This window comes from Luedemannella helvata (genome assembly GCF_039528415.1).
In the GTDB taxonomy this organism is placed as follows: domain Bacteria; phylum Actinomycetota; class Actinomycetes; order Mycobacteriales; family Micromonosporaceae; genus Luedemannella; species Luedemannella helvata.
Genome location: NZ_BAAALS010000002.1, coordinates 306,599 through 330,489, shown reverse-complemented (window position 1 = coordinate 330,489; position 23,891 = coordinate 306,599). Strand labels below are relative to the sequence as shown.

At 70.6% G+C, this 23,891-nt stretch carries 23 protein-coding genes; 16 read left to right on the top strand and 7 right to left on the bottom strand.

Annotation, left to right across the window (positions count from 1 at the left end):
- Positions 1 to 42: 42 nt before the first annotated feature.
- The 3 genes from ABD191_RS03635 to ABD191_RS03625 all read right to left on the bottom strand — a co-directional run bounded on the left by ABD191_RS03635 (position 43) and on the right by ABD191_RS03625 (position 3,809).
- Positions 43 to 273: a hypothetical protein gene (locus ABD191_RS03635; protein WP_344076741.1), complete on the bottom strand. Its 231-nt coding sequence runs from the start codon at positions 271 to 273 to the stop codon at positions 43 to 45.
- A gap of 100 nt (positions 274 to 373) precedes the next feature.
- A complete protein-coding gene (locus ABD191_RS03630; RefSeq protein ID WP_344076739.1) occupies positions 374 to 880 on the bottom strand; it encodes a mycothiol transferase in 507 nt (168 codons plus the stop codon).
- Between the two features lie 67 nt (positions 881 to 947).
- The gene (locus ABD191_RS03625) at positions 948 to 3,809 is read right to left on the bottom strand and encodes a helix-turn-helix transcriptional regulator (protein ID WP_344076737.1); all 2,862 of its coding nucleotides are present in this window, start codon (positions 3,807 to 3,809) and stop codon (positions 948 to 950) included.
- 407 nt (positions 3,810 to 4,216) lie between these two features.
- Between ABD191_RS03625 and ABD191_RS03620 the strand changes: the two genes are divergently transcribed.
- The 13 genes from ABD191_RS03620 to ABD191_RS03560 all read left to right on the top strand — a co-directional run bounded on the left by ABD191_RS03620 (position 4,217) and on the right by ABD191_RS03560 (position 15,748).
- Positions 4,217 to 5,071 carry a helix-turn-helix transcriptional regulator gene (locus ABD191_RS03620; RefSeq protein WP_344076735.1) on the top strand — a complete coding sequence of 285 codons (855 nt, stop codon included), beginning with the start codon at positions 4,217 to 4,219 and terminating at the stop codon, positions 5,069 to 5,071.
- Positions 5,072 to 5,335: 264 nt separating this feature from the next.
- Positions 5,336 to 6,085 (top strand): DUF4142 domain-containing protein, encoded by a 750-nt coding sequence (locus ABD191_RS03615; protein WP_344076733.1) that lies wholly within the window; start codon positions 5,336 to 5,338, stop codon positions 6,083 to 6,085.
- Complete coding sequence (locus ABD191_RS03610) at positions 6,082 to 6,918, top strand: 4Fe-4S domain-containing protein (protein WP_344076731.1); 837 nt, start codon at positions 6,082 to 6,084, stop codon at positions 6,916 to 6,918. The genes ABD191_RS03615 and ABD191_RS03610 overlap by 4 nt, the downstream gene beginning before the upstream one ends.
- Entirely contained in the window at positions 6,915 to 8,168 is a 1,254-nt protein-coding gene (locus ABD191_RS03605; RefSeq protein WP_344076729.1) for an NAD(P)/FAD-dependent oxidoreductase, read from the top strand. Before ABD191_RS03610 ends, ABD191_RS03605 begins: the two co-directional genes overlap by 4 nt.
- Positions 8,165 to 8,614 (top strand): hypothetical protein, encoded by a 450-nt coding sequence (locus ABD191_RS03600; protein WP_344076727.1) that lies wholly within the window; start codon positions 8,165 to 8,167, stop codon positions 8,612 to 8,614. Before ABD191_RS03605 ends, ABD191_RS03600 begins: the two co-directional genes overlap by 4 nt.
- A 19-nt stretch (positions 8,615 to 8,633) precedes the next feature.
- Positions 8,634 to 9,296: a DUF742 domain-containing protein gene (locus ABD191_RS03595; RefSeq protein ID WP_344076724.1), complete on the top strand. Its 663-nt coding sequence runs from the start codon at positions 8,634 to 8,636 to the stop codon at positions 9,294 to 9,296.
- 22 nt (positions 9,297 to 9,318) lie between these two features.
- Positions 9,319 to 11,739, top strand: a complete 2,421-nt coding sequence (locus ABD191_RS03590; protein ID WP_344076722.1) for a sensor histidine kinase — start codon at positions 9,319 to 9,321, stop codon at positions 11,737 to 11,739.
- 2 nt (positions 11,740 to 11,741) lie between these two features.
- Positions 11,742 to 12,194: a roadblock/LC7 domain-containing protein gene (locus tag ABD191_RS03585; protein ID WP_425560645.1), complete on the top strand. Its 453-nt coding sequence runs from the start codon at positions 11,742 to 11,744 to the stop codon at positions 12,192 to 12,194.
- A gap of 2 nt (positions 12,195 to 12,196) precedes the next feature.
- Complete coding sequence (locus ABD191_RS03580) at positions 12,197 to 12,808, top strand: GTP-binding protein (RefSeq protein WP_344076719.1); 612 nt, start codon at positions 12,197 to 12,199, stop codon at positions 12,806 to 12,808.
- Complete coding sequence (locus ABD191_RS03575; protein ID WP_344076717.1) at positions 12,786 to 13,202, top strand: thioredoxin family protein; 417 nt, start codon at positions 12,786 to 12,788, stop codon at positions 13,200 to 13,202. Before ABD191_RS03580 ends, ABD191_RS03575 begins: the two co-directional genes overlap by 23 nt.
- A complete protein-coding gene (locus ABD191_RS03570; protein ID WP_344076714.1) occupies positions 13,192 to 14,487 on the top strand; it encodes a YeeE/YedE thiosulfate transporter family protein in 1,296 nt (431 codons plus the stop codon). Before ABD191_RS03575 ends, ABD191_RS03570 begins: the two co-directional genes overlap by 11 nt.
- A gap of 371 nt (positions 14,488 to 14,858) precedes the next feature.
- On the top strand, positions 14,859 to 15,224 hold the full coding sequence (locus ABD191_RS03565) for a hypothetical protein (protein WP_344076712.1): 366 nt from the start codon (positions 14,859 to 14,861) through the stop codon (positions 15,222 to 15,224).
- On the top strand, positions 15,221 to 15,748 hold the full coding sequence (locus ABD191_RS03560; RefSeq protein WP_344076711.1) for a DUF6036 family nucleotidyltransferase: 528 nt from the start codon (positions 15,221 to 15,223) through the stop codon (positions 15,746 to 15,748). The genes ABD191_RS03565 and ABD191_RS03560 overlap by 4 nt, the downstream gene beginning before the upstream one ends.
- 128 nt (positions 15,749 to 15,876) lie before the next feature.
- Here the strand turns inward: ABD191_RS03560 and ABD191_RS03555 are convergent, their stop codons facing one another.
- From ABD191_RS03555 to ABD191_RS03545, 3 genes are read right to left on the bottom strand one after another with little or no spacing between them, the layout of a single operon-like run.
- Positions 15,877 to 16,710: an HpcH/HpaI aldolase/citrate lyase family protein gene (locus ABD191_RS03555; protein ID WP_344076710.1), complete on the bottom strand. Its 834-nt coding sequence runs from the start codon at positions 16,708 to 16,710 to the stop codon at positions 15,877 to 15,879.
- Between the two features lie 4 nt (positions 16,711 to 16,714).
- Positions 16,715 to 17,557: an HTD2 family dehydratase gene (locus ABD191_RS03550; protein ID WP_344076709.1), complete on the bottom strand. Its 843-nt coding sequence runs from the start codon at positions 17,555 to 17,557 to the stop codon at positions 16,715 to 16,717.
- 8 nt (positions 17,558 to 17,565) lie between these two features.
- Entirely contained in the window at positions 17,566 to 18,771 is a 1,206-nt protein-coding gene (locus ABD191_RS03545; RefSeq protein ID WP_344076708.1) for a CoA transferase, read from the bottom strand.
- A gap of 133 nt (positions 18,772 to 18,904) precedes the next feature.
- Here ABD191_RS03545 and ABD191_RS03540 point away from each other — a divergent pair, with 133 nt between their 5' ends.
- The gene (locus ABD191_RS03540; RefSeq protein ID WP_344076707.1) at positions 18,905 to 19,648 is read left to right on the top strand and encodes a GntR family transcriptional regulator; all 744 of its coding nucleotides are present in this window, start codon (positions 18,905 to 18,907) and stop codon (positions 19,646 to 19,648) included.
- A gap of 71 nt (positions 19,649 to 19,719) precedes the next feature.
- The gene (locus ABD191_RS03535; protein ID WP_344076705.1) at positions 19,720 to 21,489 is read left to right on the top strand and encodes a flavin-containing monooxygenase; all 1,770 of its coding nucleotides are present in this window, start codon (positions 19,720 to 19,722) and stop codon (positions 21,487 to 21,489) included.
- An 11-nt stretch (positions 21,490 to 21,500) separates the two neighbouring features.
- Here ABD191_RS03535 and ABD191_RS03530 read toward each other — a convergent pair whose 3' ends face one another.
- The gene (locus ABD191_RS03530; protein WP_344076703.1) at positions 21,501 to 22,616 is read right to left on the bottom strand and encodes an acyl-CoA dehydrogenase family protein; all 1,116 of its coding nucleotides are present in this window, start codon (positions 22,614 to 22,616) and stop codon (positions 21,501 to 21,503) included.
- Positions 22,617 to 22,660: 44 nt separating this feature from the next.
- Here ABD191_RS03530 and ABD191_RS03525 point away from each other — a divergent pair, with 44 nt between their 5' ends.
- On the top strand, positions 22,661 to 23,857 hold the full coding sequence (locus tag ABD191_RS03525; RefSeq protein WP_344076701.1) for an acyl-CoA dehydrogenase family protein: 1,197 nt from the start codon (positions 22,661 to 22,663) through the stop codon (positions 23,855 to 23,857).
- The last annotated feature ends 34 nt before the right edge of the window (positions 23,858 to 23,891 follow it).

Sequence of the window (23,891 nt, the reverse complement as noted above, 5' to 3'; positions counted from 1 at the left end):
CCGCCGGCGTGGCATGGCCGTCGCACCCTCCCTGAGCGCGACCTATTCGTTGGCGGTGAGTCGCAGCCGGACAAGGACGTCGGCGACTTCCCGGGTCTCCTCGTGGTGTGCGCCGTACACCACGAGGAGGTCGTCGTGCAGCGGCCGGTCGTAGACGGCATAGGGGTCCGCCGGGGGCCTTCGCGGCAGGTCGAGGACCAGCTTCTCACTCGCTTCGGGTACGTCCGGGAAAGCGTACGAAGGGGTGGTGGCTCGGTGATGTGCTGTCGCCACAGGTCGAAGCCGCTGCCGCCGGAGAAGACCCGAACGCCTCGGCTGCGGCACCACGCCGGCAACCTGGCGGCCGGTATCGTCCACCTGCCGGAGTCGCGGCTCAGACGCCGAGCAGGCCACGCACGTAGGCGGCCTGTCCGGCGTGCTGCAGGTCGTCGCTCGCGACGCTGATCAGGCGCACGCCGAGGGTCACGGGCGGGTTCCACCGCTTGTCGACGACCCGGTCCAACGCGTCGTCCGTCAACCGCTTGATCAATGCGAGGGTACGCGCGGAGACAGCCGCGTAGTACTCCACGAGCGCCTCCCAGCTGTCCGGTCGCACGGTCGCCACCTGCTCGGGCGTGTGGGCGTACCCGGTGTTGGCGGCGTCGGGCTCCAGGCCGAAGCGCTTGGCCCAGCCGTCGCCGACCCAGACCTGCTCCTCGCCGAGCAGTTCGCTGACGTGATCGTCCTGCACCCGGGTGAGGTGCCAGACGAGCCACCCGATCGGGTTCGCTCCCGGCGCGGGCGACTGGCACAGCTGGTCCGGGGTGAGACCCTCCACCGCGTCCTGGACCAGCTCGGGCAGTCGCCCGAACAGGTCGGTAAGCAACGCACGGTTGTCCATGGGACTCCTCATCCAGCGCCTACGGCCAGGCTACGCGTTTCGCTATCGGATGTGGCCTGATCGTGAGTCAACCCTGAGCCGCATCGGCTCCGTGGCGCAGTGCTTCGCGTGCTATCTCCACCCGGCTGCGCATGTCGAGCTTGCCGAGGATGTGTGAGACATGGGTCTGTACGGTGCGTCGGGACAGGTACAGGTCCTGCGCGATGCGCGGTGTCGAACGACCTTCGGCGATCATCGCGGCGACCCGGCGCTCCGTTGGGGTGAGTGCTTCCCAGCCGTTGGTGGGCCGCGGTGGGCGTCCTCCTCGGACGCCCCGCCGGACGCCGTGTTGGCGCAGCCGGTTCTCCACGCGTCGGATGTCCCAGGTGGCACCGAAGGTGTGGTAGAGGTCGACCGCTTCGTTCAGCACGAGCCGGGCCTCGGCCATGTCGCCGCTGCCGGCGAGCGTGGCGGCGAGATCCTCCAGGGTACCGGCTAAAGGCACCGATGGTCCCACCTTCCGGTAGTGGGCGGCGGCCGAGCGCAGCGCCGCCGGGTCCCGGTTGAGGAGGCCCCGGCAGCGGTCGCGGGCGGCGGCTGCCCGCGCCGGTGGCACTTCCGCCGCGGCCTCGGACTGGCAGGAGCGCAGCGCGGCCACCGCGGCCGAATGGTCGCCGACGTCGAGCGCGATCCGCACGAGATCGGGCAGCCACTGGTGGGTCAACGTCATTTCACCGGGCCGTCGGTTCAGCATGCCGGACAGGATGGACACGGCGGCGTGCGGATTCCCGTCCTGCTCAGCGGTGAGCGCGTGCGCGGCAAGGAGGAAGTCGGAGTTTTCCCGGTCCGAGATCGTCGCGATGGGCAGGTCGAGTCCGGCGCGCAGGTGCTCATCCGCCGCCGATCGTTCGGCCCGCCGGCTGGTGATCATCGCGGCGACGCCGTGGCGCAGCATCATCGGTCCGCGTTCGCGCAGACCTGCGTACGTGATCTCGGTGGCGTCCAGGTCGACCGCGTCCAGCTCGGCCATCGCGTCATCCCACCGGCCCAACCAGTAGAGCAGCACTGCCGCGGTCAGCGCCGAAGTCACCTGGCCGGAATCGTTCCTGTCCGGGGACAGTGTGCGCCGGTACCGCAGGGTCGACTCGGCCTCGGGCCACCGCTCGAGGTTCTGCAGGGTGAAGACGCGAGCGTCGAGCGAGTACGTTCGTAGGTTCGCGTGTTCGGGGTCCTCCGCGAGCACGTCCAGGGCCCGGTCGACGTGGCTCAGGGCGGCGGCGTGGTCGCGCCGGACGGAGTGGGTCAGCCATAGGTCGATCAGCGCGTAAGCCATGGAGAACTGGTCGGCGGCCTCTTCGCCGGCTGCCAGCGCCTCACGGGCGGTGGCGTCGGCGGCGTCGAGATCGCCGGTGCTGGCCCGCTGGAACATCGCCAGCATCGCCAGCAGCCGGGCCCGCCAGAGCGCGGGAAGCTCCGGCCACGCGAGCGCGTGCCGAACCGCCTCCACGGCCCGGTCATTGTCGCCGGCGCTGAACAGGGCGCGGGTCAGCACCCAGTACATCTCGGCGTGGTGCTGTGGCTCTGCCGCGAGCGCCAGCGCCTGCCGGGCCCGGGTCGCGGCCTCCGCATGCCGGCCCATGCTGAGTAGGGTGCGGGCGAGGCCGACGAGCAGGATCTGCTGGTCATCCTGATCGGGAAGTGGGCGGTCGAGTTCTCGCTGGAGCAGTTCGACCGCGATGCCCGGCGCCTGCGCGACCAGGACCGATGCCGTCCGAGCGACCCAGCCGCGCGCCCAGTCGCTGCCCGGCTGGTCCGCCGCGAGCAACTGCTGCGCGACCCGCAGCGGGTCGGCGCCGGTTTCGGCGAGCGCCCGGGCCGCCTCGCCGTGCAGTGCCGATCGCAATGCGGCGGGCATGCCCTCGTAGAGGGCCTGGCGGATCAGCGGATGCCGGAACGCCAGTTCTCGGCCGACGCTGACGACCAGCCCGGCGCTGACCGTGTCCTGGACGCTCTCGGCCAGTTCGGAGGCGGGCACATCCAGCACGGCCGCCAGTTCCGTGACCCGGAACTCGCCACCGAGGAGGGATGCGGTGCGCAGCATCTGCGCGGTCCGCGCGGGGAGGACACCGAGCCGGTCGTTCAGGGCGGCCGCGTACGAGAACGGTATGTGGTCGAGCGCGGTCTCCGGCAGCTCGCCCGCGGGCCCGACGAGCCGTTCCCGGATCAGGGCGTCCACCAACTCGCATACGTAGAGTGGGTTTCCCATGGCCCGCGCGGCGAATTCGGTCAGTACCGGCCCTGGTGGCACGCCGATCAGGTCGGTGACCAGGGCGGTGACGTCGGTCTCGTTGAGCGGACCCAGCGAAATCACGGTGCCGCGGCGACCGGTGGCCGCCCGCAGTTCCCGCACCTCCCGCCGGCCCGTCCCCACCCGGCAGATACCGATCAGCAGTAGGGGAAGTTGCTCGGCCGCGACGGCCAAGCGGTGCCACACCAGCAAGGACGCCTCGTCCGCCCATTGAATGTCGTCCACGACCACGACGGTCGCACGTTCGGTACACGACTCGTCCACCAGTGCCACGAGCATCTCGATCGCCGTGTGCGCGAGGTCGTCCGGCTCGAACAGGCCTGGGCGCCGGTCACGCAGAAACGCGGCGATCCTCGCCCGACGGGGATCCGGCGAGCCTGACCGTACCCGCAGACAGTCCAGCATCACCCCCAACGGCAAGCGCTGGAAGAGTTGGTCCGCTGTGCCCCACAGCACCTGGCATCCGGTGTCACGAGCGGTGACCAGCGCAGCCGCCACCATGGACGACTTGCCGATGCCGGCCTCACCCTCCACCCAGACCACAGAGCCGAGGCCCCGACCCAGCGCACCGACCGCGGCGTGGAGAACCGCCAGTTCGCTCTCGCGTCCAACCCAGACATTCGGCCGATCGATGGGGAGCACGTCGAGAGAATACTTCGTATCGGCGGACATGAATGAAATAGATAGAAATGTCACGACGAGGTCCGAGGGTGCGATCGTCCGACCCGATGGCCCGCCCACCTCGGACCGGCACCGATGATGTGCGTCAAATGACGTAGGAACGGTGTTCGGTCGGTCGACCACCGACCGGCAGGCGCCGTCACTGTGCCGATGTCTGACCCCCGGATCGCCAGCACGATAAGACTACAACCTGGTCAGGTCAGGGGGTCAGGCATGATCCTGCACGAACAGCTGGTCGCGCGTGCCCGCGCCCGTCAGGCCCGGCACGGGCCCGCCGCCACGGCCAAGCGGTACGAGGAAGCGGGTCCCGGCCGCCTGGGCATGACAGGACCACTCAGATCCGTCTATCCCAGACTACGGTCGTCAATATGGTCAGTGATCGATCTCAGCTCGCTGCGTTCCTTCGCTCCCGGCGTGACCGGCTCACGCCGCGGCAGGCCGGCATCGTGCCGCTGCCCGGCGAGCGGCGGGTACCAGGCCTGCGCCGCGAGGAGCTGGCTCTGCTGGCCGGGGTCAGCGCGGACTACTACAGCCGCCTCGAGCAGGGCCGCCAGGCGAATATCTCCCGTGAGGTGCTCGACGCGCTCGCCCGGGCGCTGCGCCTCAGCGACGTGGAGCGGGCTCACCTGTACGACCTTGCCGCGCCCTACGCGTCCCGTGACCGGCTGCCCGCCGACCGCCCGCAGCGGCCGGACCCGGGGCTGCTGCGGGTGCTCAGCATGCTTGATCACGTCCCGGCGCTGCTCATCGGCCGGCGTGGGACCGTGCTGGCCCGCAACGCGTTGTTCAGCGCCGTGTACGGGCACAGCTTGGATCCGGGCACGTCGTGGCCGCACTTCCTGCTGCTCGATCCGGAGGCCCGCGAGCGCATCGACGACTGGGAGGGCGGCGCCCGGGCCATCATCGCCGGGATGCGGCGTGAGGCGGCCCGCTATCCGCAGGATCGTCGCCTGCAACGCGACATTGAGGAGTTGCGCCGGGCCGACACGGACATCGAGCGCTGGTGGGGCGATCACCTGGTGGGCGAGTACTCGTCGGGTCACCGGCGCATCCGCCACCCGGTCGCCGGTGTCCTGGACTTCGACGTCGAGCTGGTCGTCGCCCCGCGCGACGACAGCCAACACGTCGTCATCTACACCGTCGAGCCGCACTCGCCGACGGCGCGCACCCTGCCGCTGCTGGCCGCCTGGGGCTCCGACCGGGCGGAGGCGCGGAACTTCTGAAAGCAACGCCGTCATGACCGTCGGCGGCTCACCGGCGCATCGCGATGCCGGCGTCCGGACGTGCCTCTCCCGTCCGGGGCAGTCTCGATTTCAGTCCAAGGGCAAGGCTCGATCGAACGGATCGATATGCATTTACCATTCGTGCGAAACCTCAGAAGCGAACCGGCGGCTCGGCGGTCCAGTGTGCTGAAACCGGTAGGGACCTTCTCGGTGACTTACCCCGTGCGACGGAAGAAGAGGCCACGTGGACATGGCGGTGGCGTCATGTGGTTCGCGAGGGTTTTTACTGTCTTACTGGTAGGGCTGTCGAGCCTTTTCTTCAACGTTTCGCAGGCACATGCGCAGGGCGCCGGGCCGTCCCCTATCGACCCCGTTCGGGGTGATCTCGATACGGTCGACCGGGAAACGCCGTGGGGGCCGTTGTCGCAGTACGACCGCAACCTTCTGATCAACGTGGCTTGGGCGAATCTCTGGGAAGGGCCGACCAGCGGCACGATCGCCGACCGGTCGGCGAATCCGCGGGTTCAGGCGGTCGCCCGGCAGCTGATGCACGAACATCACGCTCTCGAAGAAGCGACCCAGGAAGTCGCTGATCAGCTCGATTTCACTCTTCCCGACCATCCGAACCCCCTGCAGGAAGCCTGGATAAGCGACATCCTGGGAAGGACCGGCGCTGACGCCGACGCGGCGTGGGCGAATATCACCCGCCAGGCCCACGGCACGATATTCATGCTCATCTCGCAGGTACGCGCACAGACTCGCAACGACGTGATGAGGGCGTTCGCGCAGAAGGCGAACGAGACGGTGCAACGCCACATGACGTTGCTGGAGAGCACCGGTCTCGTGCGGGCGAACGCCCTGTACGTCGGGTCCGCCGACATGGCCCCCCACCAGCCCCTGCCGGATGGGAAAGAGATCCTGGCCGGGGTGGCGGCCGCGCTCGCCGTTGCCGCTCTCACCGTCATGCTTGTCCGGGCCCTGGCGCGCTACGAGCCCCGGGCGGCATCCGAATGACGACCGTCGACATCCTTGCGGCCGGCATCGACGGTCACGACTCCGGGGTGCGGCAGGTGGCCGCGCTCACCGCCCGGCTGGCCTACCTCCTGATGTGCCTGACCCTCTGCTGGGGCGTGCTGACCGCGACCGGTTGGGTCCGCCGGGCGACCGGGCACCAGGCGCTGCGCGGCGGGCACATGGTGCTGGCCGCGTTCACCCTGGCGATGGGCTGCACGCACGCCGTTTCGCTGGTCTTCCTCGACGAGAAGGTGATCTCCCGCCTGGGCCTGGTCGTTCCCTTCCTCAACGGACAGTGGCGGCACGCACTCGGGATCATCGCGCTGGACCTGATGCTCGCGATCGGCGTGACCGCCGGCCTGCACCGGCTCTTCCGCTACCGCAACTGGCTGCGGTTCCACCAGCTCGCCTACGTGGCCATCGCGCTCGCCATGGTGCATTCGTGGGCCGGCGCGTGGGCCAACGCCGACATCGACATCTGGTGGATGGGCGGGCTGACGGCCGCGGTACCGGCGGTCGTCCTGACCGTCCTGCGGTTCGCGCCACCGGCAACGCTGATCCGGGTCGGGCTGATCGACGGTGAGACCGCCGCTCCGGTCCGCCTGGACCGGACGAACCCGGTCGAGATCAGCGTCGACAACCAGCGGTGCCACCGCTACGGCTTCTGCCAGACCGAGGCGCCGGAGATCTTCCAGCTCCGCGAGGACGGCCGCCTGCAGTACAAGCGCCATCCCGACCTCAGCCGAAACGAGCAGGTCTGGTCCGCGGCACGCGCGTGCCCGATGCGGGCGATACAGCTCAAGGGGGCCGAACTGAAAGCCGTCGAGAAATGACCCGGATAGTCATCGTCGGTGCCGGACTCGCCGGCCTGCGGGCCGCGGAACGCCTGCGGGAACTCGGCCACCGCGACGAGATCGTCATCCTCAACGCCGAGGACTCCATGCCGTACCACCGGCCCGCGCTGTCCAAGCAGTTCCTCACCGGCGAAGCGAACGCCGCCGACCTGCGCATCGACCCGCTGGAGGAGCTCGATGCGATCTGGCGACTCGCCACCCCCGTGCACCGGCTCGAACCCAAGCGCCGGATCCTGCACCTGCCCGGCGGTGAGGAACTCGGCTACGACGGGCTGATCATCGCGACCGGGGTGGAGGCCCGCCGGGTCAACGGCGGCCAGCACGGCAATCCGCGCGTCGTCACCCTGCGTACGATCGCCGACGGCAAGCGGCTGCAACGCGCGCTGGCCGGCAACCGGTTGCCCGTTGTGGTGCTGGGCAGCGGCTTCACCGGCTGCGAGATCGCCTCCAGCCTGCGGCACATGTCGCGCGAGGTGACCCTGATCGGCCGGTCGAAGAGCCTGATGGCCGGCCTGCTCGGTCCGCAGTTGGGCAGCCAGCTGGTGGAACTGCACCGGTACCACGGGGTTGACCTGGCGCTGGGCGCCGGCATCGAGGAATGGTCGCTGGGTTCGCGCAGCGTCACGGTACGGCTCAGCACCGGTCGGGTCATCGAGGCGGCGTGCGTCGTCGTCGCGGTCGGCTCGGTGCCGTCCATCGCGTGGTTGCGGGACTCCGGTGTACCGGTGGACGAGGGGGTGCTGTGCGGGCCGACCTGCCACGTCGACGGCTTTGACGACATCGTGGCGGCCGGTGACGTCGCGCAGTGGCCCAATCTGCGCTTCGACCGGGCGCCCCGCCGCGTCGAGCACTGGACGAACGCCATCGAGATGGGGCGGGCCGCGGCCGAGAGCCTGCTCGCCGGCAAGGGCTCGGCGGCCCCGTTTTTGCCCGTACCCCGGTTCTGGTCCGAGCAGCACGGCATGCGCATCCAGGCCGCCGGCGTGCCCGCGCTGGGCGGCGACCGGGTGGCCCTGCGCGAGCTGAGCACCGGCGGTCGGTCGGTGACCGGGTACGTACGCTCGGGGCGGCTGGTGGGCGTCGTCGGCTTCAACAGTTCCAACGCCGTCCTCGCGTACGGTGACGAACTGGCGCGGCAGGCGCCGCTCGCCGCCAACGAGGCGCCGTCGCCGGCACGGCGGTCCCGGCGCCTTTCCTTCACCGAAGCCGTACGGGCGGGGAACCGATGAAGTATCTCCTCGGCGCCCTCCTGCTCGTGCTCACCGCCGGTGCGGTCACCTTCCTGTCGAAACGGGATCCGGACGCGTCCGGGCCGGTCCAGGCGGACCATCGGATCGTGGCGGCTCCGGCCACCGGGGCCCCGGCGCCGAGCCATCAGTCGCAGCCGCCGGCGGCGGGAGGTCCGGTCGCGGTCGGTTTCACCCTGCTGGACGGGAAGCTCTACCTCGTCACGGCCAAGACCAGGAAAGCGGCCGAGCAGGTAGTGGCCATCCGCCAGCCGGTCTTCGCCTGCGGCGCCGAGGCCGGTCCGGGAAGCGACCTCGAGGCATGGCCGATGCGCAACGCCGGCGGTGGCGGCGTCCTGCCCGGCGTCGCCGAAGACGGAACCCTCCTAACCGCACCCCACGACGGCAGTCCCGTGTCCTGCACGGTGCAGGACGGCGGACGCGGGTGACAACCAGTGGAGTACGCGCATGAGTTCAGCAGATGACACACGCCCCGAACACCCGGGTGGACGCCCGGTCGGATCCCGCTTCGGTGGATGGTCGGACTACCAGGAGTGGGCTGAGCGCGATTTCCGCCCCCGCGACCCGGACGACGAGGTCGGTACGCATCCACCCGCCGCCCTGGTCGTCGAAGTGCTGACCTACCTGTCGCCCATCTCGCTGCCGGAACTGGAACGGGCCGGTGCCGAGAGCGCCCGCTGCCAGATCCATCCCGGCGGTGTCGACACCGGTTCGGCCTGTGCCCGGGACGACATGATCGACATCCATCTGGACATCGACCTCGAAGCGTCCATGATCCGGCCCTACGTGCGTACCGGCGGGCGGGTCGAGGCGGCACACCCGCTGGAGTTCGAGACGCTGCTCAGTTCGACCGGCCTGCACGAGAACTGGTCCGGGGAATCCGAACTCGCCGGAGATCACCTGCAGCTGTGCGAGCACTGCGCGACGCCGCAGTCGGTGGCCGAGATCGCGGTCGCCCTGAACGCGCCCATCGGCGCGGTGAAAGTGCTGATCAGCGACGCGATCGACCAGGGCCTGCTGATGCTGCACGAGACGACTCCCATCTCCGACGGCCGGCCGCCGGTGGCGCTGCTCAAGCGCGTACACGCCAGCCTGGCGAAGCTCAGCTGACCGGACCGTCGCAGGAGTGACTGTGCCTATTTCATGGAAGCGCCCGAACGGCTGGCCCGTTCCCGCCCGGATCCTCGTGTTGCTGGCGATCCCGCTCGCCGTCGCCGGATGGGGCGGCACCGAGATGATCCGGCACGCCGCCGAACAGCGGTCCGCGGCCCAGGCTGACGCGGCGCTGGTCTCCCGTACGCAGGCCGTCGTGGACGTACTGACCGCGGTGCAGCGCGAGCGGGCCGCGTCGGCCGACGCGGCGCCCGAGGCCCGGGCGGCGACCGACGCGGCGATAACCGCCGCCGGGCTCGACCAGATCCGGCTCGACCAGCTCGCCGACATCCGGGACATCGTCGTGCCGGCCACGGCGATCGCCCGCTACACCGCCGTGACGGGTTCCCTGCTCGACCTTCTGGACACGTACCCGGCCCGGCTCAGCAGCGCGTCGCTGGCGGAGGCGCTGCGCGAAACCACCGCGCTGCGGCGGGCCAGAGAACACCTGGACCAGAACCGACTGCTGCTGCTCAGCGCCACGCCGTTGAACGAGTCGGCCACCACGCAGGCGCGGTCTGCGCTGGCCCTAGGGCTGCGGCCGGGCGTGCTCGATGAGGAGCAGAGCCGCACCTGGACCAGGCTGGCGACCACGATGCTGCCGCCCTCCGGCGGGTTCCGGCCGGTCGTGCCACGTGCCCAGTGGGAAGCGGCCACCGGACCCGCGCTGACCGGCCTGGATCAGCGAATCGCCCAGCGCGCAACGGAGATGGCGGACCGGGCGGGGAAGGCGGCCGAGTCGGCCGGCGCGGCTCTGCTGACGACGGTTCTGGTCCTCCTGGTGGCCGGGGTGCTCGGCGCGGTCGGCATCGTGGTGCTGCTGCGGCAGATCACCCGGCGGCTCACCGCGGTCAATAACGCGGCCGCCGAGCTGGCGAACCGCCGGCTTCCCGAGCTGTTGCGCGACATCCGGGACGGCCGGATCGAGGGGCAGCAGTCACCGTCGGTGGTACCGCCCCTGCCCCAGGAGTTCGCCGCGGTGGCGGACGCCTTCGGCGTGGTCTGCGCACAAGCGGTGGCCGCGGTGGGCGAACAGCGGGAGATGCGCTCCGGGTACGCGGAGGTGTTCACCAACATGTTCCGCCGTGGCCAGTCGCTGGTGCAGCGGCAGCTGCACCTCATCGAGCGGCTGGAGGCCGACGAAGAGTCGCCGAGTCAGCTGGCCAAGCTCTTCCAGCTGGACCATCTCGTCACCCGCATGCGGCGCAACAACGAGAACATCCTGGTGCTCTCAGGGACGGAGGTGGTGCGCAAGGCAACGCAGCCGACGTCGGTGGAGAGCCTCCTGCAGGCGGCGAAGTCCGAAGTGGAGGCGTACTGGCGGGTCGAGGTCATCGACCCGCCCAAGGCGCACATCGCCGGAGCGGCGGCAAGCGATCTGGCCCGGACGCTGGCCGAGCTGATCGACAACGCGATCTCCTTCTCGCCGCCGGAGACGACCGTGTCGGTGCAGGCGCAGGTCCTGCGCGACGGCAGCCTGTCGATCGCCGTGATCGACGAGGGCATCGGCATGACCGACGACGAGGTCCGGGCTGCGAACGGGCGGCTGACCCGGCTGGGTTCGACGGAGCTCGTGCGGTCGCGTCGGGTGGGCCTGGTGGTGGTCGGCCGGCTGGCCGGACGGCACGGGTTCGGCGTGGAACTGCTCGGCGGTGACCAGGCGGTCGGTACGATCGCCCTGGTCAGCGTCCCGGCCGACCTCGTGGAGGGCGGCGAACGTCCGGGCTGGGCCGACCGGCGTCTCGCCCTGCAGGCCGCCGCCTCGCGGCGCCGCAAAGCGGAGACACCGGACGTCCAACATCCTGGCCCCGCTCCGGACCGTTCGCGGCAGGCGCCGCCGCCGGCCGTACCACCTCCTGGCCCATCGGCGGACCGCTCGCGGCAGGCGCAGCCGCCGGACGTACAACCCGCCGATACGGCTCCGGACCGCTCCCGGCAACTCGTCGAGCAGTCGCACACGGACATTCCCGACGACCTGCCGACGCGTACCCCTAACCGGCTGATCGGCAAGAACGCGGATCCGGCCAAGCGGGCCGCGTCGGGGTGGTTCAAAGCCCGCGACACGGCGGGGCAACCCCGGTCGGTGTCGGTCGCCGGCGAGGCGGCGGCGGCCCCGGACGGCTGGAGTGTGCTGTCCGAGTTGAGCGGTCCCCGGCACTACGACTACACCGACGACGGACTGCCGATCCGGCAGCGGGGCGCGCAACTCGTTCCCGGCAGCGCTCGGCGCGACGGCGGCCAACGCGAGATCATCCGGGACCCGGCGCGTACCCGGTCGCGCCTGAGCGGCTTCCAGCGCGGTGTGCGGAAAGCGAAGGACCCCGACCAGAGCCGCGTATCGCGGTGGGCCGCCCTCGGCAAGAGCAGAAAAACCTCAGCGAACACCATCGAATCGGAGTGACCGTGGACACCAAATCGTCGCCGAAAAACGAGTACGGCTGGCTGATCAACGACTTTGCGGGCCGGGTGCCCGGGGTGGCGCATGCCGTCGCGGTGTCCGCCGACGGGTTGTTGCTCGCGGCCTCCGACGACCTCGCGAGCGACCGGGCCGACCAGCTGGCGGCGGTCGCCTGCGGCCTGGTCAGCCTGGCCGACGGCGCCGCGCAGTGCTTCGACGCCGGCAACGTCAACGAGACCATCATCGAGATGGACGGCGGCACCATGCTGCTGATGTCGATCAGTGACGGGTCGTCGCTGGTGGCGCTCGTCGACCCGGCCGAGGACGTCGGCCAGATCGCGTACGAGATGGCCCTGCTGGTGGACCGGGTGGGCCGGACCTTGACCCCCGCCGCCCGCGACGACAACGAGTTGCGGTCGAAGCTGGTCGCCCACCGGGCGACCGAGGCTCGGAGCTGACCATGACGAAGACCAGCAGCGAAGGCACCACGAGGCGCGGCGCAACCGTGACCTCGGTGAAGATCGTGGTGGCGGGCAGCTTCGGGGTGGGCAAGACCACGATGGTCGGCGCGGTCTCCGACATCAAACCGCTGACCACCGACGCCATGATGACCCTGGCGAGCACTAACGTCGACGACATCGCCCGCATCCCGCTGAAGGCCACCACCACGGTCGCGATGGACTTCGGCCGGGTCGAACTCGAGGACGACCTGCTCCTCTACCTGTTCGGCACACCGGGCCAGGAGCGTTTCTGGTTCATGTGGGACAGCCTGGTGCGCGGGGCGATCGGCGCCGTCGTGGTGGTCGACACCCGACGGCTCGCGGACTCGTTCACGTCGATCGACTTCTTCGACAACCGCGGCATCCCGTACGTGGTGGTGGTGAACAAGTTCGACGGCATCCTGCACCACCCGGTCGAAAGCGTGCGCCGCGCCATGGCCCTCGACCCCGCCATCCCGGTCGTCTGCTGTGACGCCCGCGTACGCGGCGAGGTCAAGAGCGTACTGCTGACACTGCTGGAGTACGCGATCTCGCAGTCGGAGGAGGCCCATGTCGAGCCGACCGCGGTCTGAGGGGGTCGCGCCAGCCGGGCGGATCCTCGACCTGACCATCGAGCGGCTGCGGGAGGTGCTGGCGCGCCATGATGTGCTGATCATCGTCTTCTACGCCGACTGGTGTACGCCCTGCCGCAGCTTCCGGGAGACCCTGGCCGCCGCCGCGGAAGAGCACCGGGACGTGGGGTTCGCCCTGGTGGATGTCGAACGGCAGGTCGAACTCGCCAAGGCGTTCCAGGTCGGCGCCGTTCCCAAGATCGCCATGCTGCGCAGCGGCGCGATGGTCTTCTCGCACGAGGGGGAGCTCACCGACGAGGCCCTCACCGACCTGGTGGAGCAGGTACGCCGGCTCGACATGGCCGAGCTGAGGCGAACCGCCGCGCAGCGGACCGGGCGCGACGATGGCCACTGAGGTCCCGCACATCCCCGTCCTGGACGGCGGCGTGCGGCTGCGCGAGCGGTTCCGGGTCGCGGCACCGACCTGGTGCGCTCCGCCACCGGCCGACCCGCTGGGGCCGGTCGACCGGCTGCCGCTGATCGTCGCGACGCTGCTGGCCGCCGGCGCCCTCGTCCTGGTCAGCCTCCAGCATGGCGGCAAACCGGCGCTGCTGCTCGCCCTCGGCCTGGCGCTGGGCTTCACGCTGTTCCACTCGCACTTCGGCTTCACGTCCGGGTGGCGGCAGCTGGTGACCGTCGGCAACGGCCAGGCGCTGCGCGCGCAACTGCTGCTGCTCGGCGTCGCCGCCACCATGATCACGATCGTCCTCGCCGGCCAGCTGGCGGTCTTCGACCCGGTCACCCGCCCCACGGCGGTTCCTATCGGCCTGGCGTTGCTGATCGGCGCCACCCTCTTCGGCATCGGGATGCAACTGGCCGGCTCATGCGCCTCCGGCACCCTCTTCGCCGTCGGCGCCGGCCAGTCATCCATCGTGCTCAGCCTCGGCGGCTTCGTGGCCGGCCAGACGCTGTGCATCTGGGCGTACCCGGCGGTGCAGGAATTGCCGGCCGCCCCGGGGCTGCTGCTGGCCGACCGGGTCGGCTGGATCGGCTCCAGCGCGGTCACCTGGGCGGCGGTGTTACTGGCCGGTGGGCTCACGTGGCACGTACAGCGCAAACGCCGGCCGCCGCCGGTGGCCCCGCCACCGACCGCGCGCGGCGCGGCCCGGCTCTACCGCGGCACGTGGTCGCCCACTGCGGGAGCGCTCGTCCTGGGTGTGCTGGCCGGCCTGGTCTTCCTGGTCTCCGGCCGGGTCTGGGCCGTCGCGAGCGCGTTCGGCCTGTGGGGAACGAAGCTGCTGCAAGCGGCCGGCGGGCACCCCGAGCACTGGGCCTTCTGGCAACTGCCGGACAACGCGCGCCAACTGCAAGCGCCCCTGCTCACCGACCGACTGACGCTGACCAACCTGGGCATCATGATCGGCGCGGCGGTCGCCGCGGCGGCGGCCGGCGCCTGGCGGTTGCACACCCGCATGCCCGCGCGCGCGGCGCTGGCGGCCCTGCTCGGCGGGCTGCTGATGGGCGTCGGCTCACGCATGTCCGGCGGATGCAACATCGGCGCCTTCCTGGGCGCGATCTCGGTCGGAAACCTGAGCGGCTGGATCTGGGGTTGTTGCGCCCTCGCCGGCGCTTGGCTGGGAGTTCAGGCGCGGCCACTGCTCGGCCTGCACAATCCGAGACCCTCCGACAGCATCTGCTGACCGAAGGGAAGAGTGCCTGGCACGCACCGAGATGGGGAGGCCGCGGGCTGCGGCAGAGTTCTGCTGCGCCGTGGCCAGGTAACCGCGCACTGGGATGACCCGTTTGCCTGGGCTCGCCGACGTAGAGGTCGTCGAAGAAGAACTGCTCCTTAATGAGCTCGTCGCCGACCTCACAACGGATTAGGTCGGCAAGGCGTCGCGAACGGCAGATGCCACCAGCGGGAGTCAATCTCGTTGGGCTGGCAGTGTCCAGGTAGGCCGATTCGTGATCACCTGGGCAGTATGATTGCAGCCAGTAGTCACTTTTGGGGTGAGTCAGCGCCGGAGGCGGTCGGCTTGGTGGACGGTGCGCATTGAAAAAGTATCAGCCGATGAGTCTGGCAGTGCTCGCTCAGCATGTGGCGGCGACTGCTGATGGTCGGTTGCGCTGGAAGTTGGTGTGGGAGTTTCTGGAGGAGTACCGGTGGGAGCCGCCAGAGTCCCAGACACGGCTCTTGTGGTCTGAGCCGGAACCGACAGGTGACGAGCGCTGGGATGCCCTGCTGGCGGCGTTGGCTGAGCACCTGTGTGCGCAACATGATCTTGCTCCGCCGCAGTGGGCGGAGTCTCGGGTACTGCGCCATGCATGGTTTCCGGCCGAGTTGGCGATTCAGCGTGCCGACGCCTTGGTGCGGGCGCCAGCCGCGTTCCGAAAGCATGGCGTGTACTTATCTGCTCATGATCTGAGCGCGGCGTGACCGACGGCGGAGTCCTGATGGGCCGTGCGGACCTGGAGCGGGCCTTCACCGCGCTTGGTGACCGGCTGGGTCGCCGGGGCGTGGTCGCGGATCTTTTTGTGGTTGGCGGGGCGGCCATGGCACTGGCATATGACGCGACCAGGGTCACCCGCGACGTCGATGCGTTGTTCGTTCCGCACGGGGTGGTGGTCGAGGAGTCGCGTGCCGTAGCCGACGAACTCGGTCTGCCGCCATGGTGGCTCAACGAGCAGGCCAGCGTCTACGTCTCGGGCAAGGACGACCCGGGGAAGCGTCGGGTGTTCGACCATCCGAATCTGCGCGTGATGGCGGCGTCCCCGGAACACATCTTCGCCATGAAGGCACTGGCTGCGCGTACCCGGGATGTCGATGATCTACGGCGGCTGGCCGAGCTCGCGGGCGTGGCTACGGTCGATGACGCCCTGCAAATCTGTCATGACTTCTATCCCGACGAGGAGCCCTCACCGCGGACTCGAGGCGTTCTGGCGGAACTTTTCGGCGGCTAATGCGGCACGGGGGCTCGCGACCAATGGGCTGGCTTATGTTCCCTATGAACTACACAAAGGTGTTGAGTACGCCGCTAGGCCACCAAGCGGTGCCGGTCTCAACCTAAACCGCCTGCCCGGTAGAGGCCTCAGGTTGTTTCCGGCCTGGTCCCGCCGGCCACGGCCAGTACGCGCCGGGCGGAGCGAACCACGGCCTCGTCCACCATCCGGCCGTCCTCGTCCAGCGCGACACCGGTGCGGTCACCGTCGAGCAGCGCCACGACCCGCCGCGCCCGTTCGATCTGCGCGGCGGTCGGTGTGAACACGTCGTGGACGGTGGGTAGCTGGGCCGGGTGGATGCACGCACGGCCGAAGAAGCCGAGGCGGCGTAAGGCCTGTGTCGACGCGGCGAACGCGGTCAGGTCCCGGAAGTCGACCGACACCGGCGCGACCGGTGGGTCGATGCCGGCGGCGGCGCTCGCCGCGACGACCTGGGACCTGGCCCAGAGCAGTTCCAGTCCGTCCGGGCCAGGCTCGATGCCGAGGTCGGCGCTCAGGTCGACCTCGCCCAGTTGCAGGGCCTGGACCCGTGGCGCGGCGGCGATCAACCGGGCGTCGTACACGGCACCGGCAGTCTCCAGGAGTGGCATGAGCGCCACCGCCGTGCCGCCGAGCCGGCGGTCGATGTCGGCCACCTCGTCGGCCGACCGCACTTTGGCCAGGCACAGTCCGGTCACGTTCGGCGCCGACCGTAGCGCGTCGACGTCAGCGTGGCGGCGGGCGCCCTCGTTGACCCGGACCCAGATTTCGCTGGCAGGCTCCCGTAGGCCGGCCAGCCAGGCGAGCACCTGCTCGCGGGCCAGGTCCTTGCGGGAGGGTGCGACAGCGTCCTCGAGGTCGACGATCAGCGCGTCGGCGCCGCGGCTCAGTGCCCGGGCGAGCTTGCCGGCGTCGTCGCCGGGCACGTACAGGTAGCTGCGCACGAAGCTAGTCCCATCGCAGTTCGACGGAGGCGTGCCGGGCGTCGCGGGCGGTCGCGACCCGCAACGACAGCGGCGGGTTGTTGCCTGGTTCGGCGACGGCGGCCAGCGGTTCGCCGACGTAGACGGGGGAGTGCAGCCGGTACGAGATGGTGGTCGGCGTACGGCCCGGCAGCGCGCGGCGCGGCAGTTCGAGCATGTGCAGGACCAGCAGCGGCCCGTGCACGACGAGGGCCGGATAGTGCTCGACCTCGGTGGCGTACGGGTGGTCGTAGTGGATGCGGTGCTGGTTGCCGGTCAGCGCGCTCATCCGCATGAGCAGCGGCGGGTCCGTGACCAGTGGCAGGGCGCTGTCGGGGTCGACGTCGGGTCCGGTGGTCGCCAGCGCGACGCCGCGCCGGTCGGCGTCGCCGGGCCCGCTGCGGTAGACGATGTCCTGATCCTCGACGAGGCACAGCTGGCCGCGTTGGTACAGCTCCGACCGCACGGTCACGAACAGCAGCGTGCCGGTGCGGCCGTCCTTGAGCCGGGCGCCGAGCATCGTACGGCGGCGGCGGACCGGCTCACCGTAGGCCACCGGCCGGTGCAGCGTGCAGGTCCCACCGGCGAACATCCGACGCCGGTCGGGTACGGGCGGCAGGAAGTGACCGTTTGCGGGGTGGCCGTCGGCGCCGAGCAGGTGCCGGGGCGTCCATTCGACGAAGTGGAACCAGTGCCACATGGGTGGTGCGACCGCGACCGGTGCGGCCGTGCCCCACAGTCCGGCCGCCGCGGCGCCCACCGCGAGGTCGGGCGTGCACTCGTCCTCGACCGGCTCGGGCCGCCAACCGCTGACCAGTTCCGGGTTCATCGGGCGGCTCACTCCAGGACCCCGGCGGTGCGCAGCGCCGCGATCGCGCCGTCGTCCATCATCAGTTCGTTCCTGAGTACCTCGACGGTGTGTTCGCCGAGCGCGGGTGCGGGACGTGCCGCCGCGCGCCGCGCCGTGTGGATCGGTGACGCGGGGGACAGGTGCGGGCCAATCCCGTTCTGGTCCACGATGGACATCAGCGGGTGGTGCCACAGCGGGCCGTCCGGGGCCACGAGTTCGGCGAACGACCGGTAGGGCGCCCAGAGCACCGAGGTCTGGCGCAGCGCGTCGTGCACGGTCGCGGCGTCGTGCCGGGCGAACCAGTGCCCGAACAGGCCCGCGAGCACCTCGCGGAACTCGTACCGGTCGGACTCCAGGGTGAAGTCGCGGTGCAGGGCCTTCTCCAGCGCGGCGACCGGTTCCTGCTGGCCGGTGACCGCGACGAGATCCGCGAAGTGGCGTCCGGTCAACGCCACGACCATCACCCGGGCGCCGTCGCGGCAGGTGAAGTCGCGGCCGAAGCTGCCGTACAGGTGGTTGCCGATCGGGCGCCGCTCGACGCCGTTGACCTGGGCCTCGGCGAGGAAGCCCAGGTTCCCCGCGGTCGCGAGCGCCACGTCCTCAAGCGCGATGGTCACGTGCTGCCCGTCGCCGGTCCGGCCGCGTTGGTGCACGGCGCTCACGACCGCCAGGGCCGCGTACAGCCCGCAGGCGATGTCCCAGATCGGGACCACATGGTTGACGGGCTGGTCGTGCCCGTCCGGTCCGGTGACCAACGGGAAGCCGGCCTCGGCGTTGACCGTGTAGTCCACGGCGGGGGTGCCGTCCTGGCGGCCCTGGATCTGGACGTGGATCAGATCGGGCCGCGCGCGGCGCAGCGTGTCGTAGCCGAGCCACGATCGGCCGGGGGCGTTGGTCAGCAGGACGCCCCCGTGGGGTCCGTTGCGTTCCAGGAGTTCGGCCACGAGCCGCTGGCCTTCGCCTGACCGCAGGTTGACGGTCATGGAACGTTTGCCCTTGTTCAGGCCGGCCCAGTAGAGGCTGGTCCCGGAGCCCCGCGCCAGCGGCCACCGCCGCGTGTCCGGCGCCCCGCCGAGCGGGTCGATGCGGATCACGTCGGCGCCGAGCTGGGCCAGCGTCATGCCCCCCAGCGGGGCCGCTACGTACGTCGATACCTCCACGACCGTCAGGCCGTCGAGCGGGAGAGTCGGCACGCGAGACATTGTACGGCCAAATCGCTGATGATCCAGAGCTGGCGTCAAGCTGATACGTGGCGGCATCGCGCCAGGCGGCTATCAACGCGGTACATTTGGCCTTACAAATTTTCGAGGTTCGGGGGCGGGGACCATGGCGGGACGCGCGCGCGGCGCCGAGGCGGCGTACCAGACCGTCGCCCGTGATCTGCGGGCGGGCATCCTGCGTGGCGAGTACACCGACGGGCGCCTGCCGACCGAGGCCGAGCTCTCGCGGACGTACGGGGTCAGCCGGCAGACGGTGCGGCGGGCCTTCCACGACCTCGTCGCGGAGGGCATGGTCTCCCGGTTCCCCGGACGGGGCACGTTCGTGGCGCCGACCGGCGCCTATCTGCGCCAGTTCGGCTCCGTCGAGGACCTCATGGGCCTGTCGTTGGACACGACGCTGGAGATGCTCACGCCGCTGCGCCGTACGGTCGATGTGGACGCCGCGGGCCGGCTGCGACTGCCGTCCGACGCCGTCTACGCCGCGCACTTCCGGCGCCACTACGAGGACACGCCATTCTGCGTGACCTCGGTGTACCTGCCTCCCGACGTGGGCAGGCTTCTCGATGATGTGCCCGAACTCGCCCGGGCAGGAGCCCGCAGCGTCGAGACGGTCATCGGCCTGCTCGACGCGCGCCTGGCCAGTCCGATCGCCGAGGCCGAGCAAAGCATCACCGCGGCGCGGGCCACCCCGGCCCTGGCGGACCGGCTCGCCTGCGAGGACGGCGCTCCGCTGCTGCGCATCGACCGGCTGTACTACGCCGCCAGCGGCGCGGCAGTCGAGCTGGCGACGAGCTACTTCCTGCCCGACCGCTACTCCTACCGGGTCCGCCTGCGGCGCAGCGGTCGATGACCTGGGCTCGACCGCAGCCCAGGGGCCCGTCCCGGTACCGGTCGCGGGTGAGATCATGTCATGATAGCTAAATGATTCAGAACAATCAGATCGGGCTTCTCGCGGACCGGCCCGGCCCGGGCGACGTCGCCGCGGCCTGGGTCGGTCGCCTGCAGGCGGCCCTCGACCGTGGCCCGGCCGCCGCATTCGAGGATCTCTTCATCGAGCAGGCGGCGTGGCGCGATCTGGTGTTGATGAGTTGGACGACATCCTCGACCAGCCCGCGTGCCGAGGTCGTGCGCGCGCTGCGCGAGCGGCTGGCGAACGTCTCGCCCGTGCGCGTCACGATCGCCGGCACCCCGGACTGGGTGACCCGGGTCGGGCGCGAGTGCCTGGAGATCTTCCTGGCATTCACCACCAGGCACGGCCGGGGCCGGGGGATCGTTCGGCTGGTGGAAAGCGACGGCGCGTACCGCGGCTGGACCCTGTCGACGGCCCTTGAGGAGATCATCGGGCACGAGGAGCGACGGGGCGCCAACCGTCGCCGGGGCGGCCACTACGAGCACGTGGCGCCGGGCGCCAACTGGCGGGACATGCGGGAGTGGGCGGTCGCCTACCGCGACCGTGAACCCGACGTCCTCGTGGTCGGGGGCGGCCAGGCCGGGCTCGGCGTGGCCGCGCGGCTTAACCACCTGGAGGTGGACACCCTCGTGGTCGACAAGTGGCCGCGCATCGGCGACAACTGGCGCCAGCGCTACCACATGCTGGCCCTGCACAACGAGACCTGGACGTGCCACCTGCCGTACCTGGAGTTCCCGGACAGCTTCCCCACGTTCCTGCCCAAGGACCAGCTGGCCAACTGGTTCGAGATCTACGTCGAGGCCATGGAGATCAACTATTGGGCCGGCACCGAACTCGTGTCGGGCGCGTACCACGTCCAGGACGGGCGCTGGACGGTCACGCTGCGCCAGGGCGGCGGTGCGCAGCGGGTGGTGCGGCCGCGGCACATCGTGATGGCCACCGGGGTGAGCGGGATCCCGTACCGCCCCGACATCCCGGGGCTGTCCGACTTCACCGGCGACGTGCGGCACACCACGGAGTTCGTCAACGGTGCCCCCTACGCCGGACAGAGCGTGGTCGTGGTCGGCACCGGCAACAGCGCCCACGACGTGGCGCAGGAACTCCACCGGTGGGGCGCCGACGTCACGATGCTCCAGCGGGGCTCCACGACGGTCATCGGGCTGGAGCCGGCGGGACGGCTGCCCTCGCGCATCTATCACGAAGGTCGCAGTCTGGACGACGTCGACCTGCTGGCCGTGTCGACGCCACCGCCGTACGCGCTGCGATCGCAGCAACTGTTGACCGACCGGATGCGTGAGCTGGACCGGGACCTGATCCGGCAGCTGAACGACAAGGGGTTCCGGACCGACTACGCCGAGGACGGCGGCGGCATGCTGAGCAAGTACCTACGGCGCGGCGGCGGCTACTACATCAACGTCGGCGCCTGCGATCTCATCATCTCCGGTGAGGTGGGCCTGCGGCAATGGTCGGACGTCGAGGGATTCTCGCCGCGCGCGATCCGGTTCCGGGACGGTACGGCGCCGCACGTGGACGCCATCATCCTGGCGACCGGGTACCAACCGATGGGCGCCGCGGTCGAGCGTTACTTCGGAGCCGAGGTGGCCGGGAGAGTCGGTCAGATCTGGGGCCTGGACGAGACGGGTGAGGTGGCCAACGTCTGGAAACGCACCCCGCAGCCCGGCCTGTGGTTCGCCGCCGGCAGTCTCGCCTCGTGCCGGCAGCGTTCCCGGTACCTCGCCCTGGAGATCAAGGCCGACCTGCTGGGTCTGTCGCGGTCCTGACCGCCGCGCTCCTACAGGCCGACCGCTGCGGCGAGGGCCATGCGGTGCTCGTCGGGGCTGCCGAGCAGCTCCGCGTCGCAGCGGGCGCGCTTGTAGTACAGCTGGGAGACGTGCTCCCAGGTGAAGCCGGTCGCGCCGTGCACCTGGATCATCGCCTCGCTGACGTCCCGGTAGGCCCGCGAACAGGCCGATCGGGCCAGGTGGGCGAGCGCGGTGGCGTCCCCACCGCGCGCCGCGACCAGGGCCGCGTGGGTGGCCACGGAGCGGGCCGTCTCGACCGCCAGGTACAGGTCGGCGAGCCGGTGGCGGATGGCCTGGAAGGCGCCGATGGGCCGACCGAACTGCTCGCGCAGCTTGGCGTGGTCGACACTCAGTTCAAGGGCCCGCTCCGATCCGCCGACCTGCTCGGCGGCCAGGGCGATCGCGCCGGTCATCAGCGCCGCGGCGATGCTCGCCTCCGCCTCGCCGGCCGCCGCGAGGAGGGTGCCCGGGCAGTCCCGGAGTTCGATGCGGGCCAGTCGACGGGTCGGGTCGAGGGTCTGCTGGGGGGTCCGGACGAGCCCGTTGGCGTCGGCGGCTACGGCGAACAGACCCGGTCCCTCGTCCGTGCGCGCCGCGACCAGGAGGAGGTCGGCGAGCGCGCCGTCGAGCACGTACGCCTTGATCCCGGTAAGCGCGTACCGGCCCGCGCCGATCGGGCGGGCCGTGGTGGTCGTGCTCCGGGCCGACCAGGTGCCGGCCGGCTCGTTCAGGGCGAGGGTCGCGATGCACGCGCCGGACGCGATGTCCGGCAGGTAGCGCTCGGCGGCTTCACCGCCGATGTGCGCCAGCGCCGGTGCGGCCAGGGAGGCGGAGGCGAGCAGCGGGCCGCACAGCAGCACGCGGCCGGCCTCCTCGTGCACGATCGCCGCTTCGGCGATCGTGAAGCCGCCACCGCCGTACGCTTCGGGGACCGCCAGGCCCTGCACCCCGAGCTGGGACGCCATCGCGGCCCACACCGCGGGGTCGTGGCCCTCGGGGGTGGCCATGGCCCGGCGCACCGCCGGCTCGTCCGAGTGGGCGGCGAAGAACCGACGCACGCTCTGCCGGAACTGCTGTTGGTCGGAGCTCCACGAGAAGTCGCTCACCGGGCCTCCTAGTAGAATGATTTAGCTCAGCATAAGATTTTGCCATGGCGTTGCGACAAGTGGTGAGCCTCGACACCGATCCGGAGACCGGCCGCCTGCGGGAGCGGGTCCGGTCGTGGCTGGCCGAACACCTCGACGACGAGTTCCGCCGGACCGCGGCCAACGCCGACTACCTGCCCCGCGACAGCCATGAGCGGGCGGTCCAGTTCTGCCGGGCGTTGCACGAGCAGGGGTGGTTCGTGCCGCACTGGCCGGTCGAGCACGGTGGCGGCGGTCTCGACGTCGTGCAACAGGTGGTCATCCGGGAGGAGCTGGCCTACGCGGGCGCCCCGATCGTCAACAACAACGGCGTCAACATGCTGGCCCCGGTACTCATGGCCTACGGCACCGCCAAGCAGCAGGCCGAGCACCTTCCCCTCATCGCGCGCTCCGAACGGATGTGGGCCCAGGGCTACTCGGAGGTCGGCGCGGGATCGGACCTCGCGGCGCTGCGCATGACCGCCCGGCGCGACGGCGACGAGTACGTGCTCAACGGGCACAAGACCTGGACCAGCAACGGCATGCTGGCCGACTGGATCTTTGTCCTGGCCCGGACGTCACCGGTGGAGCGCAAGCGCCAGGACGGCATCTCGTTCTTCCTGGTCGACATGGCGAGCGAGGGCATCATCCGCCGGCCGATCCGGTCAATGACCGGTTATCCCACGTTCGCGGAGGAGTTCTTCGACGACGTGCGGGTCCCGGCCGACCAGCTCGTCGGGGGTGAGGGGGAGGGCTGGCGGGTGGCCAAGGCGCTGCTCAACGCCGAGCGCACCAACGTGACCCGGGCGGCGCAGGCCCAGCGCTACCTTGATGAGCTCGTCGAGTGGTGTCACCGGCAGGGGCCGGGCAACCCGTTGCTGGATCCCGGGAGGCGGGCCGCGGTGGCCCGCGTCATCGAGAAGGTGGAGATGGGTCGGGCGCTGTCGTACCGCATCGCCCACCTGCAGGCCGAGCGCGCGTTGACGCCGGGAATCGCCTCACTGTCCAAGCTCTACCACTCCGAGCTGGCCGCCGAGGTGCGCTCGGTCGGGGCCGACGTGCTCGGCCTGCCCGGGATGCTGCTGCCGCAGGACCCGGACGCGGTCCTGCACGGCCACTTCTCCGAGGGCCTGCTCCTGTCGTTGCTGCACCGCATCGGCGGCGGCACGAGCGAGATCCAGCGCGACGTCATCGCGACGACCGCGCTCGGGTTGCCGCGCTGAGTTCCCGCCTCGCCGCCTTGACGCGCCCGGCGCC

Bases quoted from the DNA above. Each gene is read 5' to 3' on its own strand.
- ABD191_RS03580 (WP_344076719.1), top strand. From the start codon at position 12,197: ATGACGAAGACCAGCAGCGAAGGCACCACGAGGCGCGGCGCAACCGTG.
- ABD191_RS03575 (WP_344076717.1), top strand. From the start codon at position 12,786: ATGTCGAGCCGACCGCGGTCTGAGGGGGTCGCGCCAGCCGGGCGGATC.
- ABD191_RS03565 (WP_344076712.1), top strand. From the start codon at position 14,859: ATGAGTCTGGCAGTGCTCGCTCAGCATGTGGCGGCGACTGCTGATGGT.
- ABD191_RS03540 (WP_344076707.1), top strand. From the start codon at position 18,905: ATGGCGGGACGCGCGCGCGGCGCCGAGGCGGCGTACCAGACCGTCGCC.
- ABD191_RS03610 (WP_344076731.1), top strand. From the start codon at position 6,082: ATGACGACCGTCGACATCCTTGCGGCCGGCATCGACGGTCACGACTCC.
- ABD191_RS03620 (WP_344076735.1), top strand. From the start codon at position 4,217: ATGGTCAGTGATCGATCTCAGCTCGCTGCGTTCCTTCGCTCCCGGCGT.
- ABD191_RS03535 (WP_344076705.1), top strand. From the start codon at position 19,720: ATGATTCAGAACAATCAGATCGGGCTTCTCGCGGACCGGCCCGGCCCG.
- ABD191_RS03615 (WP_344076733.1), top strand. From the start codon at position 5,336: ATGTGGTTCGCGAGGGTTTTTACTGTCTTACTGGTAGGGCTGTCGAGC.
- ABD191_RS03595 (WP_344076724.1), top strand. From the start codon at position 8,634: ATGAGTTCAGCAGATGACACACGCCCCGAACACCCGGGTGGACGCCCG.
- ABD191_RS03630 (WP_344076739.1), bottom strand. From the start codon at position 880: ATGGACAACCGTGCGTTGCTTACCGACCTGTTCGGGCGACTGCCCGAG.
- ABD191_RS03605 (WP_344076729.1), top strand. From the start codon at position 6,915: ATGACCCGGATAGTCATCGTCGGTGCCGGACTCGCCGGCCTGCGGGCC.
- ABD191_RS03600 (WP_344076727.1), top strand. From the start codon at position 8,165: ATGAAGTATCTCCTCGGCGCCCTCCTGCTCGTGCTCACCGCCGGTGCG.
- ABD191_RS03525 (WP_344076701.1), top strand. From the start codon at position 22,661: ATGGCGTTGCGACAAGTGGTGAGCCTCGACACCGATCCGGAGACCGGC.
- ABD191_RS03570 (WP_344076714.1), top strand. From the start codon at position 13,192: ATGGCCACTGAGGTCCCGCACATCCCCGTCCTGGACGGCGGCGTGCGG.
- ABD191_RS03550 (WP_344076709.1), bottom strand. From the start codon at position 17,557: ATGAACCCGGAACTGGTCAGCGGTTGGCGGCCCGAGCCGGTCGAGGAC.